The sequence below is a fragment of the Pseudoalteromonas sp. SG45-3 genome (assembly GCF_014164075.1).
Lineage (GTDB): Bacteria > Pseudomonadota > Gammaproteobacteria > Enterobacterales > Alteromonadaceae > Pseudoalteromonas > Pseudoalteromonas distincta.
Genome location: NZ_JACJEN010000013.1, coordinates 1 through 16,380 on the forward strand (window position 1 = coordinate 1; position 16,380 = coordinate 16,380).

Genomic DNA, 16,380 nt, shown 5'->3' on the forward strand with positions numbered 1-16,380 from the left:
AGCATCGAAGCAAGTATTAGCGATGTGGCAGGTAACAGCACCGATATTACCGGCAACGGCACCATTGATACCACAGCACCAAGTGTGAGTGTAGATGCGCCATTATTAACAAATGACAGCACGCCAACTGTGACAGGCACTAGTGATGCACCTAACAGCACCATCACGGTGACGTTTACAGATGCAGCAAATGCCACTCAAAGCATTGATGTACAAACCGATGTCAATGGTAACTGGAGTGCGACACCAACAGGCACATTAGCCGAAGGGAATTATAGCGTTAGCGCCAGCATCACCGATGCCGCAGGCAACACAGGTACCGGCACTGACAGTGGCGAAGTGGATGTAACTGCTCCTGAACTTGAAATTATTCCATCGTTTTTATTAGGTAATTTAGTTTCTCTTTCGGGGGATTCTGATTTACCGGGAGGCTCTGTAATCACTATTACAGAGTACCTAGTTGGTGGGTTAGTTGGCGCAACTTATACAGCAACGACAAATCCTGATGGTACCTGGGGGCTTGCAAACATAACAGTACCTTTACTAAACCTTGCCTATGTGACTGCCAGTGCAACGGATGCCGCTGGTAATGTCAGAACAATCAATACACTTGATTTTGATAACGTAGCACCAGAATTAACCGTTAGTGTTGATGCTTTATCTAATGACAGTACGCCAGTAATTAGCGGCACCACCGATATGGGGCAAGGCACTGTAATTAATATAACCGTGACTGATAGTGAAGGAGAAAGCCAAGCGTTTACTGCGACAGTTCAAGCCGGTGGCGACTGGTCTGTTGCTGTACCTGCAGAGCTAGCGCAAGGTCAATATACCGTTGTTGCAGAGGTTAGAGACAGTGTTGGTAATTTAACAACGCAGCAGGCTCAAGGTGAAATAGATAGCGTTGCTCCTACATTAATTGTGAACGAAGTTAACGCGACAATAGATACAACCCCTACAATTTCAGGCACGAGTAATGAGATTGGTGCTGATGTAACCATTCTTATCGGCGGTCAAACACTAACAGCAACAGTGGGTACTGATGGCAATTGGCAAGTAGATGTCCCCGTAGCACTTGTTGATGGTGATTATACGGCTCAAGTAAATGTTACCGATGACGCTAATAATACCAGCAGCACGACTATTGATTTAACAATTGATACCCAAGTACCTGTTATTGTACTTAATGACATAACTGTATTTAACACTGAGACACCAGTTATAAATGGTACTTCAACTGAACCACAGGATACGGTGGTCGATATTGTTATTACAGATAGCAACGGTGATATACATACTTTAACTGCAATAGTTGATGCTAACGGCGATTGGCAAGTTACGGCGCCAAGTTTGCCTGATGGTAATTATGATGTAGAGGTAAGTATTACCGATGATGCTAGCAATCAAGGAGTGGATACAGGCTCGAGCTTTATTGATACTCAAGCACCAAGTATTACTATAAACGCATTAGGTACAATTAATGACAGCACGCCAACTATTTCAGGCACATCCAATGAACCTGAAAACACTAGTATTACAGTAACTGTGACCGATGGAGATAGTACCGAGACTTACACAACTGTTGTTGGTGCAGGTGGTGCTTGGACTGTAGATATTACAGATGCACTGACTGATGGTGAAGTCGCAGTTTCTGCAAGTGTTACTGATGCCGCAGGGAATGAATCAGTTGCAAATAGTACCGCAATGTTAAATACCAATGCGCCTACAATTAATATTAATACAATTATTGATACAAACGATCAAACACCAGCAATATCAGGCACAAGTAGTGCGGCAGATAATACAGAAATCACGGTTGTTATAACTGACGTTAATAACGTTTCATATACTGTAACTACAACTGTGGTAGGTGGGATTTGGAGTGTTGATGCGACAGATATTCTACCTGAAGGTGAATTTACTGTTTCGGCAAGTGTTACTGAAGGAGGCTTAACGAGTAATACAACAGGTAGCGGTGTTATCGATTTAACTCCACCAGCCCTTAATATTACACCGCTTACAATTTCAAATGATACAACGCCAACAATTTCAGGCACAACTACAGCTCCACAAGGCGCCATAGTCGCTATTTTAATTACAGATAGCTTAGGTGTAGAGCAAACGGTTAATGCTACTGTTGGTGCAAATGGCACATGGTCAGTCGCTGCAAGTACAGAGTTGAGCGAGGGCACTTACACGGTTTTAGCTTCAACAACAGATACTGCAGGTAATCCTGTAAACACAAGTATTACAGGGGAAGTTGATATAACAGCACCTGTTGTGACTATTAACGATATTGTTGGAAGTACCGATCTAACTCCAAGTATTTCAGGGAGCGTGACAGGTGCCATGGTAGGTGATGCAGTCGCTGTGGTATTTACCGATGCACTCGGGAATAAGCATACTGTAAATACAACTGTTCAAACGGGTGGTATATGGTCTGTAGAGGCAAGTAATTCTCTTTCACAAGGAGATTATTCAGTTGAAGTATTTGTTACTGACAGCGCGGGTAATACCGGGGACGCAACAAATACAGCAACCATTGATACAATTGCTCCTGAAATTAGTATTAATCAAAGTTCACTAGTACTTACACAAGACAATACGCCTCTGATCTCGGGTACATCTAATGAGGCGAATACAAACGTTGTAGTTACCTTTACTGATTCTGCTGGAGTTTCCCATCAAATAACAGTTCAAACAGATGTGAATGGAGACTGGCAAGTTGCTGCCGATAATATTTTAGCTGACGGTGTTTACAGTGTTAGTGCAACTATTAGCGATGCTGCGGGCAATACTTCGGTCGACAATAAAACCGGTGGTGAGGTTGATACTGTGGGACCAGAGCTAACAATTGTGCCTTCCTTCTTATTAGGTCAGTTGGTTTCTTTATCTGGTACATCTGATTTGGGCGAAGGTAAAACCGTTACGGTTACTCTAGAGCTTGCAGGTGATTTACTCGATTTAACATACGATGTAACAACTGATGCCAATGGCGATTGGGTGTTATTAGGCCTAGCGGTTAATATTATTGGCTTATCGGTTGTTGAAGCCTCTGCAACTGATGATGCTGGTAATACAACCACTATAACTACGGCTGATGTAGACGCTTCAACCCCAGTACTGAATGCGGTGGTTGACTTTGTAACTGGAGAAGGCGATTTACCAATAATTAGTGGTACGACCGACCAAGCACCAGGCACTGAAGTGCTAGTTAGAGTGGTGGATAGCGAAAATGTAGTACAAGAGCTTACTGCAATAGTACAAGATGACAATACGTGGGTAGTACAGGTACCTCAATCATTGGCTGAAGGTACATTTAGCGTAACAGTTGACGTATTAAGTGAGGTCGGCATTACTACCACGCAACTACTTGACGGAGTTGTAGATACAATATCGCCAACACTTGGCTTACAGGTTATTGGTACAACATCGGATTCAACGCCAATTATCCAAGGTACCAGTGATTTAATTAATGGTGTTGTTGAAATACAACTTGATGGTGGTTCAGTTTTAACCACTACGGTTAATGCAGCTGGATTATTTTCACTCGAGGTAGATGTACTAACTGAAGGGCAACATGTGGCTAATGTAAGCATTACAGATGAAGCAGAAAACGTAGTTACCGATACTCTCGAGTTTGTAGTGGATACACTAGTACCAGTGGTTGATATTTTACCATTGACTATTAGCGATACCGATATATTAACTATATCAGGCAGTTCTGAAGAGCCTGAGGGTACAGACGTTGACGTAACAGTTATTGGTAGCAATGGTGATGAAACAGTATTTGATGCTGTAGTTGGTAGCGATGGCACGTGGTCATTAGTAACCACCAGCTTATCAGATGGTGTTTATGATGTGTATGCGAGTATTACTGATGCCGCAGGTAATACTGGGCAGTCAGTCATTGAACAAGTAACTATAGACACCATTCCGCCAACGTTAGAAATAGATGCGTTCGGAGTACTTAATACTCTAACACCAACAATTACTGGCTCTAGCGATGAGGAAGTAGGAAGTTTAATTACTGTAAATATCACTGACTCAACAGCCGCAGTACAAACAGTTACTACTACTGTTTTAGGAGATGGTACTTGGTCTGTCATTGCTCCTTTATTACCTGAAGGAGAAATTACAGTTGAGGCCATAAGTACCGATAGCGCTGGTAATACAACCACTGTAAATCAAATAGGTACTGTCAGTACAACCCTGCCAAGTTTGTTGATAAACCCAATAATTGATACAAGCGATACAACACCTACCATTAGCGGCACAACAGATGTATTAAATGGCAATGTAGAAGTCGTTATTACTGACAGTGACGGTACCGCTACCACTTATAATACAACGGCTATAGCAGGTATGTGGACTCTAATACCTACAACACCATTAGCTGAAGGCGCCTTTACTGTGAGTGCTACAGTTGAAGACTTAGGGCTTTCAAGCTCTACAAGTCTTGGTGGAATAATTGATTTAACACCACCAACAGTTGAAGTTGATCAATTACCTGTAACCAATAACCCGCTACCGACTATAACAGGTATAAGTGATGCACCAGCAGGTACAAATGTGAGTGTTGTTATTACTGATGCTAATAACGATTCACAAACGATTACCGCTCAAGTTGCAGGCAATGGCACATGGTCAGTAACAGCTACTACCGCACTGAGTGAAGGTAGTTTTAGTGCTACTGCGACAGTGAGTGATGCTGCAAGTAACTCATCAAGCGATACAATGGTGTCAAGCACAGACTACACTGCACCAACTATAGTGATAGACCCAATTACAGTAGGGCAAGATACAACGCCTACTGTTACGGGGTCAGTAACCGGAAGTTTTGCAGGTGCACCGGTTATAGTTACATTTACCGATTCTGCAGGCGCCACTCACAATGTTGAAACAACCGTTGGCACTGATGGAACTTGGAGTGTGACATCAACAGAAGTACTTCCTGAGGGCAACTACAGCGTTGATGTAAGCATTGTTGATGGTGCGGGCAATACTGGTGCGCAATCATCAAGTAGTGAAATTGATTCAGGTATTACAATTGACTCGGGGTTAGAGCTAACAGCAGAGCAAACACCTCTTGTTACGGGGACTGCGGGCGCTGGTGAAACTATATTAGTCACCTTTAGCGGCGCAACAGAGGTCACTAAAGAGGTAACTGCTAACGGATCAGGTGCATGGAGTGCCTCACCGGATACAGGTTTAGCTGATGGTGCTTATACTGTAACAGCTGTAGCGACCGATAGCTCTGGAAACGCAACATCAAGCGGTAGTTTATCTGGATTGGTAATTGATACTACACCGATCAACTTTACAGTAGAACCTGAGTACTTACTTAATTTATTGGGTATAGGGATATTGGTTGGCTACGAAGGGACATCTGATGGCGGTGAGGGAAGTAAGGTCTATATTCTCGACTCATTAGTTTTAGGCATTGATTTAGCATTAACTTCAGCGCCATATGCAGTTGTAGATGCTCAAGGTAATTGGGACTCTACCAACTTAGATCTGAATGCTTTAGATTTACTGGGTACAGGCCTTGAGAACACATATTTCTATACTGTGGACGAAGCTGGTAATTACCAAGTTAAAAATGGTAATGATGTGTTTATCGAGTCCGGCAATATTTACACCTCTGAATCAGGCTCAGCCTCTGGTGACACAATCCCTGCATCATTTAGTGAAGAATCTTCATTGGGAGATACAATTCCTAATGAGGTTTCAAGCAACAACATATTAAGCACTGAAACGATAGATTTAGGTAACTTGAGTGGTCTATCAACATCTGAGCAAACGGTGCAAATGAGTTCGGCTGAACCGCTTAATATTAATGACGTAATCATTGATGAAGATGCAGAGCAGCTTATAGCGCTAAATACACTGGTTGAGGATGAAGGCTCTGCAATTGCTTATACTCCAGCTCAAAGTGGAGGAAGCATTGATGCAGCAGCGCCTGCGGTTGATGTACAAAATCAATCGGAAGAGATGATTAAACACTTAATTGAAAGTAGTAATAATCAAACGGATATTTAATATCAATAAAGCCCTCTTAATTATTTTTTAAGGGGGCTTACATTATTAAGCAAATTAATATTATTTATAACGAAATTTAAGAACAAAGGACATTAAAAAAGCCTTATTGATAAATCAATAAGGCTTTTTTAATGTAAAATTTTGGGCTTACGCTTTTAAATTACGAACCAGTTTACTCTCGGTATTTACAGATTTACCGGCTTGGTCGTAGGTCATTGACGTTGGTGCGCCAATTAATATCTCTTTTAATTGTTTAACACTAAGCTGCGCTTGACGGGCAGCATGAGCATTAACATTATTTTGTTTTTGGCATTGCGCAAGTTGAGTTTTAACTTGGCTTATTAGCTCAGATATTTCAGGATTTTGTGTATCGTTACTGGCAATTAGCTTACTTAGCTCTTTATCGAGAGTGCTTAGCTTAGTTAAAAAAGACATTTTTTGTTGGGCAATTTCTTTTAAACCAGCACCACGTCGTGAGGCAATAGCAGTAAGCTCATCGTTTAATAGCGTGTGTAAAGAGTCTAAACAACTTACTTGTTGGTTTAGCTTTACGCTAATTAAACTATTATGATCAGCCATACACGTTAAACTCAAAATCAGCTAAGTTTTTAGCAAGCTTTTCACTGTCCACTTGGTATTTACCTTCAGTTATTGCTTTTTTTAGCTCAGCAACTTTATCGCTGTCAAAGCCAGGCGATTGCTGTGCTTTATCTTGAAGCGTTTTTAATTGCTGCGCTTGCGGCGTTAAACTTACAGAATCACTTGCAGCTTTAGGCGAAGGGTCCTGAGCAGCTTGTGTATTTGCGTTATCTTTTTTTAAATCAACTTGTTGCTGCTTTGCATTTGTTAACGCATTAGCTTGTTGATTACTGCCATTAACTTGATTAACCATAATAATAAACCCGTATATTACCCAACTTATGCCATGTTATCGGCATATACGTAGGATACTTTAGTATAAATCTAAATTAAATATTCACCTGAACAGACTCTACACCATCTACTCGCGCATTTAAAACTTTACCTGATTTTTTGTTTTTTATTTGTATCTGTTCGCCCAAAGTACCGTCTTCTAAAGCAATACCTGTGGTTTTAATTCTAAGGCCCCTCAGGTTTGCGTAAATATTAACAGAGTCACCTTTACACACCATGCAAATTTGGTTTAGTAATACTGGCATACCACTTCTAATATTTCGTTTACTTCTACTACCTATTAGCATTGTGGGATCATCTAAGTACTGTATTCGTACAAAGTGAGTTGGTTTCATTTCAATACTTAAATGCGATTTAGTTATTACTTCACCGCGGGTTAAATTAGCAGTGGCAACAACAACTGGGGCCATTTCAACAACTCTTACATGAACGTATTGAGCCCACGTTTGAGCATCATTACACTTGGCTTGTAAGGTTACTTGGCGGTTAAATGGTGGCTCATCGGATGTTGATAATTCAAGCTCTGTATTACAGACACGATCAGGAATGCGACTGTCTAAAGGCAGAGCACTTAATTGAGTATTAGTATTTTGTAATGTACCAATTTGCTTAGCTATGTAAGCAACGGCCATGTCTTGTAATAAATCTTTACTAAACACTTTAGCTTGCAAAGGGAATACAAAGCACAAGCTAGTAACAAAATAAAAAACACTGTATCTTCTGATTTTTTTTAACAAACTCATAATGTTTCGACTATGCTTATGGTTTCAAACAGGGTATAAATATTTTGCGTCAAAAAGTAGACGCACCCGCGATGTTATGTAGCTTTATAAATAGAAAGCAATTATCGTTCCGTATTATTTGTTTTCTTTAGGAGATTTGAATGGCAGGCATTTTAGACTCAGTAAACCAACGCACACAGTTGGTTGGGCAGAACCGCCTAGAATTACTTTTATTTAAGCTCAGAGGGCGTCAGCGTTTTGGTATTAATGTATTTAAAGTGAGAGAAGTGCTGCAATGCCCTCCACTAACAAGCATGCCAAAATCTAATCCGTATATTCGTGGTGTTGCACATATTCGTGGTCAAACCATTTCGGTTATTGATTTATCAATGGCTGTAGGTGGGCGCCCAATCGACAACATTAAAGACAGCTTTATAATCATTGCTGAATACAATCGCTCTGTGCAAGGGTTTTTAGTGGGCGGAGTTGAACGTATTGTAAATATGAATTGGGAAAAAATAATGCCACCGCCATCAGGCGCCGGACGTTATTCATATTTAACAGCAGTGACCGAAATCGAAAATGAATTAGTCGAGATTCTCGATGTAGAAAAAATTCTCAACGAAATTTGTCCAGTAAACACAGAAGTAAGTGCTGAAGTTGCACAAAGTGGCGATATTCAAAGAGATTTAGGCGAACGTATCGTATTTATTGCAGATGACTCTGCTGTTGCCCGTAATCAAGTTAAACGAGCCTTAGAGCCGCTAGGTGTTCAAACAGAGCTTGCTAAAAATGGTAAGGAAGCTTTAATTAGGCTTAAAGAAATAGCAGAGCTTGATTGTAAAAATGATATTACAGAGCGAGTAGCATTACTTATCTCAGACGTTGAAATGCCTGAAATGGACGGCTATACCTTAACAGCTGAAATAAAAGCAGATCCCAAACTTGCACCTTTGCATGTTATTTTGCATACCTCTTTGAGTGGTGTTTTTAACCAAGCGATGATTGAAAAAGTAGGGGCAGATGACTTTATTGCTAAATTTAACCCAGATGAATTAGCAACAGCGGTTAAAAAGTGGGTTCATTGTGATTAACAAAAATAGGTGCTACTAACTTGAATAATAAAGATTTGCAGCAAAGTGAATACGACCAGTTTCGTTCGTTTTTAGAGCAGCAATGCGGCATTGTTTTAGGTGAAAATAAACAGTATTTAGTTAAAAGCCGACTTGCTCCGTTAATGACTCGATTTAATGTGGGATCTTTATCGGAATTGGTTAGTAAAACTCTCGGGCCTCACGAGCGGCAATTAAGAGCCGCTGTTGTTGATGCAATGACCACCAACGAAACTTTGTGGTTTAGAGATCAATACCCATTTGATTTGCTCCAAAACAAGCTTTTCCCTGAATTTAAAGATTTAAGAAGACCTTTAAAAATTTGGTCTGCCGCCAGTTCGTCAGGCCAAGAACCTTATTCAATAGCTATGTCGGTTGCTGAATTTAGTGCTAAGCAACCAGGTATGCTTCGTATGGGGGCACAAATTATTGGTACCGACATATCTAATACCATGCTTGATATGTGTAAAAATGCAGAGTATGACGCGCTGGCACTCGCCAGAGGGTTATCTGCAGAGCGTCGTAAAAAGTTTTTTAAAGACAGCGGCAACGGTATGGCACAAGTAAACGATACAATAAAAAAACAAGTTAGTTTTAGGCATTTAAATCTGCTTGATTCTTACGCGTTAATGGGCAAGTTTGATATTATTTTTTGCCGAAATGTACTAATTTATTTTGCGCCTGAAATAAAAGCTAAAATTATTAACCAGTTTGCACAAGCGTTAAATCCAAACGGTTACCTATTTTTAGGCGCGTCAGAGTCCCTAACTGGCCTAAGTACTGAGTTTGATATGGTTAGGTGCAACCCTGGTATTATTTACCAAAAGAAGTAATTGAGCTAACTCCCTTCCCTAAAACGACGCACCTAGCGTCGTTTTTCTATTTAGATACATAGTCTTATAAAAATATAGCAAGCCCTAATATTAATGGCTTATTTTTTGCTTTATTAATGGGTAAGTCAATTTTTTGGAGAAGGTTATGGCTATCAGTTTTGATAAAGCATTAGGTGTGCATCCGCAAGCCATGTTGATCCGTTCACAGCGAGCAGAATTAATTGCAACTAATATAGCTAACGCTGATACGCCTGGCTATAAAGCAAAAGATATTGATTTTGCCTCTGCTTTAAAAGCGGCAAGGTCAACCCAGCAAAGCGGCAATACTATGGTAAGAACTAATGATAAACACATTGGTGGAGGTACTCATAGTATGGGCAGTTCAGAATCATTTCGTTTGCCAAATCAATCAGATACTGGTGATGGTAACTCGGTTGATATACAAGTGGAACGAAACTTGTATACACAGAATGCTATGGAGTATCAGGCCAGCTTGCAATTTTTAAGTGGCAATTTTAAAGGCCTGAATAAAGCTCTCGGTAGTCAAGGATAAAAATTATGAGTTTATATAATGTTTTCGATATTGCAGGTTCGGGTATGAGCGCACAAAACGTTCGCTTAAATACTACAGCTAGTAATATTTCTAATGCTAATACCATTAGTTCATCTCAAGACAAAACGTACCGAGCGCGCCAACCTGTATTTGCGGCTGAGCTAACAAAGGCTTCAGCATCAGTAAGTAACCAGCAGGGCTCCGCAGTTGGTGTTAAAGTTTTGGGCATTGTTGAAAGCGATGCACCATTACAAATTGAATATAACCCAAACCATCCAAGTGCGGATGAAAATGGCTATATCTATAAACCCAACGTTAATGTTGTAGAGGAGATGGCAAATATGATTTCTGCCTCTCGTTCTTACCAAACAAACGTGCAAGTTGCTGATGCAGCTAAGCAAATGCTAAGTAAAACACTGTTGCTAGGGCAGCGGTAACCGAGGGTAGGTTATGAGTAACGATATTAGTACATCTTCATCCTATTTAGACTCTATACGCTGGCAAGAGCAACAAGTTGCTACCAGTGATAATGAGAGTGATGCGTTAACACAAGAAGACTTTTTCTCTTTGTTAACTCAGCAATTATCGTATCAGGATCCCAGTAACCCTGCGGATAATGACCAAATGATTGCTCAAATGACCAGCTTTACGATGGCGCAAGGGATTACAGATTTAAATACTAACTTTGAATCTTTAGCCTCTTCAATGACATCTAATTCAGCACTGCAAGCATCTACACTTGTAGGCAAACAAGCTTTACTAGAGTCAAACACCCTGGATTTAAATGAAACAGGTGATGCCAGAGGCTCTGCAGTAGCAGAAGAAGCCGTTGATAACTTAAAAATTAAAGTTACTGATGCATCAGGTCAGCTAGTAAGAACTATTGATATGGGTTCTCAGCCAGCAGGTGCGGTACGTTTTGCGTGGGATGGCAAAAATGAAGCTGGTGAGCGTTTACCTGAAGGTGAATATTCAGTAACCGCCGAAGGAAGTACTGACGGTGAATTTTCAAGCTTACCCATTGCTACGTTCAAGAACATTGAAAGCGTTAATATTAATGGCTCAAGTGGCATTATTATTAACACTAAAGAAGGTGCGGTTAGGCTGACAGACGTCGCAGAAATCGCGTAATAAATTTTAATTATACTTCGCCTGTCAGCAGGCTAAATATTAACAGGTTAGAGGTGAATTATGAGCTTCAATATTGCATTAACTGGCTTAGCTGCCGCACAAAAAGATTTAGACGTAACTGCAAATAATATTGCAAACGTTAATACTACAGGTTTTAAAGAGTCACGCGCTGAGTTTGCCGATGTTTACGCATCGTCAGTATTTAGCTCTGGTAAGACTAAGAATGGTGACGGTGTGCAAACAACCATGGTTGCGCAGCAGTTTCATCAAGGCTCACTACAATTTACAAATAACTCACTTGATTTAGCAATCACTGGTGAAGGTTATTTTGCGATGACAGACGATTTATCTTCGCAAGATTTAACATATACACGTGCGGGTGCATTTAAGCTTAACCAAGATAACTTTATGGTTGACGCAAAAGGTAACTTTTTACAAGCATTCCCTGTTGACTCATCTACAGGTGATACAACGTCGGTAAGTTTGAGCACAACTGATCCAATTCAAATCCCTGATTCGTCTGGTTCACCTCGCGCAACAGAAAATGTATTTTTGTCGTTTAACTTAGATGCAACAGCAGATGCTCCGGGTATTGCTTTTGACCCAACATCTAGTGGTACTTATAACTCATCTACGTCAACAACGGTATATGATTCACTAGGTGAACCACACATTTTACAATACTTTTTTGCTAAAGAAGATGATGCCGCAGCAGGTGGTACAGATAACAGTTGGGAAGTATACGCAACACTCGATGGCAAAGTAGTTGATGCCACAACTGGTGGAGAACAAACAACGACACCTTATACACCACTGACCACCCTAGGTTTTGACTCAAGTGGTTTACCATCAACAACAGGTGGTGTGGCAAATACAAATACAACTACTTTTGATGAAATATTACTACCAGCGGGTTCTGGTGCTGGTTTATCAACATTACTAGACAATGGTGCAACTTTCCCAGGTACTGGTATTGAGCTTAACTGGCGCGATGAAAATAACACGGCAGGACGTATCCCAACTCAGTATTCAAGTGGTTTTGAAGTAAAAGCACTCGATCAAGATGGCTCAACAGTAGGTCGTTTAGCCGGAATTGATATAGGAACAGACGGTAAAATTGTCGCTTCTTACAGTAACGGTGACTCAACATTCCTAGGCCAAGTGGCTATGGTACGTTTTCCAAATTCACAAGGGTTATCACAAGTGGGTGATACAAGCTGGAAGCAAAGTATTGATTCAGGTGAACCTGTAGCGGGTGAAGCCGGTTCGGGTACGTTTGGTGGAATTAACTCATCAGCGCTTGAGCAATCAAATACTAACCTTACAAACGAGCTTGTAGACTTAATTACTGCACAGCGTAATTACCAAGCAAACTCACGTGCGCTTGAAGTTAACTCAACTATTCAGCAAAGTATTTTGCAGATTCGATAAGCTAAACCCTATTAAATATATGAGGCTGCATTTTTGCAGCCTTTTTTATAAGTCCTCTTTGCAAGCCCTTCTAAATACCTCTCAATGTTGCGTCAAATTTAATCTGGCACCTATTTTGCATTTGTAAGTTCAGAGATTTTTTATGTGAGTCGATACTATGGACAAAATGGTCTACATTGCGGCCTCTGGCGCTAAGCAAAGCCTACAAGGGCTTGCGCTTAAAGCCAATAATTTGGCGAATGCAAATACAACAGGATTTAAAGCTGACTTTGCCCAGGCGCGTTCTATGCAAGCGTTTGGCGAAGGTTTGCCTACACGTGTATTTTCAATGCAAGAGCGTCCGGGTTCAAACATGGTATCGGGTGGCATTGTTCAAACCGGGCGAGACTTAGATATCGCAATGAGCGATAACGCATGGCTTGCTGTGCAAGATGCCTCCGGTAATGAAGCTTACACAAAAGTGGGTACGTTAAACATTACAGCTCAAGGTATGCTCGTAACCAGCCATGGTCGTCAAGTTATTGGCGAAGGGGGACCTGTTATTTTACCCGTCCCAGTCGAAAAAATAGGGTTTAGCCAAGATGGCGCTATTCAAGTTCGACCACAAGGCGCTCCTGCTAACTTTTTAGAAGAAATCGACACGCTTAGAGTTGTTGAAGCAAATAGCTCACAGCTCGAAAAAGGTAACGACGGTTTATTTAGACCAAAAGCAAATGTAACAGTAGATACCTCTGCCAATGTAAAAGTTTTAAGTGGTTCGCTTGAAATGTCGAATGTGAATCCGGTTCACGAAATGGTCGACATGATAAGCCACCAGCGCCAATTTGAATTACAAGTGAAATTAATGAAAACAGCTGAAGAAATTGACGAGCGTCAAGATCAGTTATTACGCATAGTTTAACTTTAAAGTGAGGACACGATTATGAATCCAGCATTGTGGATCAGTAAAACGGGGCTAGACGCTCAACAAACCGATATATCGGTTATCTCAAATAATTTAGCGAATGCCAGTACCGTAGGTTACAAAAAAAGCCGCGCTATATTTGAAGATTTACTTTATCAAAATATTAATCAACCAGGTGGTCGTTCATCGCAAGATACCGAAATGCCGTCGGGCTTAATGTTAGGTGCGGGTGCTAAAGTTGTAGCTAACCAAAAAGAGTTTACGCAAGGCAACATGTTGACCACCGAAAACTCACTAGATTGGATGATTTCTGGCGAAGGTTTTTTTGAAGTACTGCAACCAGATGGCAATATTGCTTACTCGCGCAATGGTCAGTTTACTACTGATGGCGATGGACGAATTGTGACATCGGGCGCAGGTTATGTGATTCAGCCAGAAATGAATGTACCAGATGACGCGCAATCAATTACGGTTTCGCAAGACGGCGAAGTATCTGTACGTGTTGCAGGCCAAGCCGATAACGTTGTGATTGGTCAGCTGACTATTAGTGACTTTATTAATCCATCGGGTCTTGAGCCAATTGGTCAAAACCTTTATACCGAAACGGCTGTAAGTGGTGCGCCTGTACAAGGTAATCCTGGTGTTGAAGGGTTAGGTAGTATTATTCAAGGCTCACTCGAAACATCTAACGTAAATGTGACTGAAGAGCTGGTAAATCTAATAGAAACTCAGCGTATTTACGAAATGAACTCAAAAGTAATTTCGGCCGTTGACGAAATGATGAGTTATATCAATCAACAGCTTTAATAGAATAGGGGGAATTATGCGTAATATTATTTTATTTGCAGCGGGCACATTATTTTTAAGTGGCTGTATGTCTACGCAAAATAGTGAGGTAGTGCAGGACGACCCTTACTACGCACCTATGTACCCCGAGCCTATTTTAGAGCCGCTGGTAGCCACAGGTTCATTGTTTAATACTCATACATCAAACGACTTATATTCTGATAAAAAAGCGCTACGTACTGGCGATATAATTACGGTTAAATTGCAAGAGTCTACTCAAGCAACAAAGGCCGCTAAAACAGAAACAGACAAAGAAACTGACGCAAGCTTAGACCCAGTGATTGGCTTAGGTGGTCTACCTGTAAATATAGGTGGCGATAGTATTCAGTTTGGTATAGGTAGTGATTCGTCGTTTACGGGTGATTCAAAATCAAACCAGTCAAACAGCTTAGTGGGCGATATTTCGGTTAATGTAATGCGCGTTTTACCTAACGGTAATTTAGTTATACGCGGCGAAAAATGGCTAACGCTTAATACCGGTGAAGAGTTTATTCGTTTAGAAGGGCTAGTACGCCCTCAAGACGTAAGCGCCGATAATACGGTTGAATCAAATCGTATTGCTAATGCACGTATTCAATACTCAGGTAAAGGGCAAACGCAAGAGGCGCAAAGTCCTGGTTGGCTTACACGTTTCTTTAGCAGTTCGCTGTTTCCATTTTAGAGGGTAACAACATGAATAGCCTTAAAGCTTTATGTTTAGTTGTGTTATTAGGTTGGCAGTTTAGCGCCAGTGCTGAGCGCATAAAAGATGTGTCTATGGTTGAAGGCGTACGCTCTAACCAGCTAGTTGGTTATGGCTTAGTGGTTGGTTTACCGGGCACTGGCGAGCAAAACTCATACACACAACAAAGTTTTAGAGGCATGTTGAACAGCTTTGGTATTACGCTACCTTCAACTCAAAGTCCTAAAATTAAAAATGTTGCCGCTGTTGCTGTGCATGCTGAATTACCCGCATTTAGAAAACCCGGGCAAACAATAGATATAACGGTTTCTTCTATTGGTAGTGCAGGCAGCTTACGTGGAGGTACTTTACTACAAACTTTTTTAAAAGGTGTAGATGGTAACGTGTATGCAATTGCACAAGGTAGTTTAATTGTCGGTGGCTTAGGCGCACAAGGTCTTGATGGCAGTAAGGTTGTAATTAACACCCCTACAGTTGGCCGTATACCAAATGGCGCTACAGTTGAGCGCGCCGTGGAAAGCCCATTTATGCAAGGCGATTACATTACCTTCAACTTAAACCGCCCAGACTTTACAACGGCAAAACGCCTAGAAAAAACAATTAATGACTTAGTTGGCCCAAATAGCGCACAAGCAATAGATTCTGTTTCTATTCGTGTTATAGCACCACGCGATGCATCCCAGCGTGTATCGTATTTATCAACACTCGAAAACTTAGAATTTAAACCAGCTGACATGGCCGCTAAAATTATAGTTAACTCGCGCACCGGTACAATTGTCATTGGCAAGAACGTTAAGCTTCAGCCTGCGGCTATAACTCATGGTGGCTTAACAGTAACAATTGCAGAACAACAAAACGTGTCACAACCAAATCCGCTAGCAAACGGTGATACAGTTGTCACGCAGCAAAGTATTATTGATGTAAACCAAGATGACTCGCGCGCCTTTGTATTTAATCCAGGCGTAAGCCTTGACGATTTAGTTCGCGCAATTAACGAAGTAGGCGCAGCTCCTGGTGACTTAATGGCTATTTTAGAAGCACTAAAAGAAGCTGGCGCAATTAACGGACAGTTGGTTGTTATATAAATAACCCAAGCCAATAAATAACGTATTACTCAAGCCCTATATTTTTGAAATTAGGGCTTTTTATTTACAGCAACTTAAGTTTATTATTTTTATCTTCCTTGTTTTA

The 16,380-nt window shown here is 40.9% G+C and carries 14 protein-coding genes; 11 read left to right on the plus strand and 3 right to left on the minus strand.

Annotated elements, in window-relative coordinates; all coding sequences use genetic code 11:
- Window positions 1-24: 24 nt before the first annotated feature.
- A complete protein-coding gene (locus H5126_RS14175; protein WP_310736036.1) occupies window positions 25-6,042 on the plus strand; it encodes an Ig-like domain-containing protein in 6,018 nt (2,005 codons plus the stop codon).
- 147 nt (window positions 6,043-6,189) lie between these two features.
- Here the strand turns inward: H5126_RS14175 and flgN are convergent, their stop codons facing one another.
- From flgN to flgA, 3 genes are all read right to left on the minus strand, one after another.
- Entirely contained in the window at window positions 6,190-6,621 is a 432-nt protein-coding gene (flgN, locus tag H5126_RS14180; protein ID WP_182672290.1) for a flagellar protein FlgN, read from the minus strand.
- On the minus strand, window positions 6,614-6,934 hold the full coding sequence (flgM, locus tag H5126_RS14185; protein ID WP_182721224.1) for a flagellar biosynthesis anti-sigma factor FlgM: 321 nt from the start codon (window positions 6,932-6,934) through the stop codon (window positions 6,614-6,616). Before flgM ends, flgN begins: the two co-directional genes overlap by 8 nt.
- Window positions 6,935-7,010: 76 nt before the next feature.
- Window positions 7,011-7,718: a flagellar basal body P-ring formation chaperone FlgA gene (gene flgA / locus H5126_RS14190; protein WP_007581857.1), complete on the minus strand. Its 708-nt coding sequence runs from the start codon at window positions 7,716-7,718 to the stop codon at window positions 7,011-7,013.
- A gap of 140 nt (window positions 7,719-7,858) precedes the next feature.
- On the opposite strand from flgA, the gene H5126_RS14195 reads away from it, so the two are divergent.
- The 10 genes from H5126_RS14195 to H5126_RS14240 all read left to right on the plus strand — a co-directional run bounded on the left by H5126_RS14195 (window position 7,859) and on the right by H5126_RS14240 (window position 16,274).
- Window positions 7,859-8,791 (plus strand): chemotaxis protein CheV, encoded by a 933-nt coding sequence (locus tag H5126_RS14195; protein WP_002959434.1) that lies wholly within the window; start codon window positions 7,859-7,861, stop codon window positions 8,789-8,791.
- A gap of 20 nt (window positions 8,792-8,811) precedes the next feature.
- Entirely contained in the window at window positions 8,812-9,642 is an 831-nt protein-coding gene (locus H5126_RS14200; RefSeq protein WP_182721223.1) for a protein-glutamate O-methyltransferase CheR, read from the plus strand.
- Between the two features lie 145 nt (window positions 9,643-9,787).
- The gene (gene flgB / locus H5126_RS14205) at window positions 9,788-10,195 is read left to right on the plus strand and encodes a flagellar basal body rod protein FlgB (protein WP_182721222.1); all 408 of its coding nucleotides are present in this window, start codon (window positions 9,788-9,790) and stop codon (window positions 10,193-10,195) included.
- A 5-nt stretch (window positions 10,196-10,200) separates the two neighbouring features.
- The gene (gene flgC, locus H5126_RS14210; RefSeq protein WP_002959429.1) at window positions 10,201-10,632 is read left to right on the plus strand and encodes a flagellar basal body rod protein FlgC; all 432 of its coding nucleotides are present in this window, start codon (window positions 10,201-10,203) and stop codon (window positions 10,630-10,632) included.
- Window positions 10,633-10,645: 13 nt separating this feature from the next.
- Window positions 10,646-11,326, plus strand: coding sequence for a flagellar hook assembly protein FlgD (locus H5126_RS14215; protein ID WP_002959427.1), 681 nt, complete (start codon window positions 10,646-10,648; stop codon window positions 11,324-11,326).
- Window positions 11,327-11,386: 60 nt separating this feature from the next.
- Window positions 11,387-12,757 carry a flagellar hook protein FlgE gene (gene flgE / locus H5126_RS14220; protein ID WP_182721221.1) on the plus strand — a complete coding sequence of 457 codons (1,371 nt, stop codon included), beginning with the start codon at window positions 11,387-11,389 and terminating at the stop codon, window positions 12,755-12,757.
- A gap of 157 nt (window positions 12,758-12,914) precedes the next feature.
- On the plus strand, window positions 12,915-13,658 hold the full coding sequence (locus tag H5126_RS14225; protein WP_024589964.1) for a flagellar basal body rod protein FlgF: 744 nt from the start codon (window positions 12,915-12,917) through the stop codon (window positions 13,656-13,658).
- A 21-nt stretch (window positions 13,659-13,679) separates the two neighbouring features.
- The gene (flgG, locus tag H5126_RS14230; protein WP_002959420.1) at window positions 13,680-14,468 is read left to right on the plus strand and encodes a flagellar basal-body rod protein FlgG; all 789 of its coding nucleotides are present in this window, start codon (window positions 13,680-13,682) and stop codon (window positions 14,466-14,468) included.
- 16 nt (window positions 14,469-14,484) lie between these two features.
- Entirely contained in the window at window positions 14,485-15,168 is a 684-nt protein-coding gene (gene flgH, locus H5126_RS14235) for a flagellar basal body L-ring protein FlgH (protein WP_002959418.1), read from the plus strand.
- Window positions 15,169-15,179: 11 nt separating this feature from the next.
- A complete protein-coding gene (locus tag H5126_RS14240) occupies window positions 15,180-16,274 on the plus strand; it encodes a flagellar basal body P-ring protein FlgI (RefSeq protein ID WP_182721220.1) in 1,095 nt (364 codons plus the stop codon).
- The last annotated feature ends 106 nt before the right edge of the window (window positions 16,275-16,380 follow it).

What these genes read in the sequence shown, in the direction of transcription:
- flgN (WP_182672290.1), bottom strand. Translation starts at nt 6,621, where the DNA reads ATGGCTGATCATAATAGTTTAATTAGCGTAAAGCTAAACCAACAAGTA.
- flgM (WP_182721224.1), bottom strand. Translation starts at nt 6,934, where the DNA reads ATGGTTAATCAAGTTAATGGCAGTAATCAACAAGCTAATGCGTTAACA.
- flgA (WP_007581857.1), bottom strand. Translation starts at nt 7,718, where the DNA reads ATGAGTTTGTTAAAAAAAATCAGAAGATACAGTGTTTTTTATTTTGTT.
- H5126_RS14195 (WP_002959434.1), top strand. Translation starts at nt 7,859, where the DNA reads ATGGCAGGCATTTTAGACTCAGTAAACCAACGCACACAGTTGGTTGGG.
- flgB (WP_182721222.1), top strand. Translation starts at nt 9,788, where the DNA reads ATGGCTATCAGTTTTGATAAAGCATTAGGTGTGCATCCGCAAGCCATG.
- flgC (WP_002959429.1), top strand. Translation starts at nt 10,201, where the DNA reads ATGAGTTTATATAATGTTTTCGATATTGCAGGTTCGGGTATGAGCGCA.
- H5126_RS14215 (WP_002959427.1), top strand. Translation starts at nt 10,646, where the DNA reads ATGAGTAACGATATTAGTACATCTTCATCCTATTTAGACTCTATACGC.
- flgE (WP_182721221.1), top strand. Translation starts at nt 11,387, where the DNA reads ATGAGCTTCAATATTGCATTAACTGGCTTAGCTGCCGCACAAAAAGAT.
- H5126_RS14225 (WP_024589964.1), top strand. Translation starts at nt 12,915, where the DNA reads ATGGACAAAATGGTCTACATTGCGGCCTCTGGCGCTAAGCAAAGCCTA.
- flgG (WP_002959420.1), top strand. Translation starts at nt 13,680, where the DNA reads ATGAATCCAGCATTGTGGATCAGTAAAACGGGGCTAGACGCTCAACAA.
- flgH (WP_002959418.1), top strand. Translation starts at nt 14,485, where the DNA reads ATGCGTAATATTATTTTATTTGCAGCGGGCACATTATTTTTAAGTGGC.
- H5126_RS14240 (WP_182721220.1), top strand. Translation starts at nt 15,180, where the DNA reads ATGAATAGCCTTAAAGCTTTATGTTTAGTTGTGTTATTAGGTTGGCAG.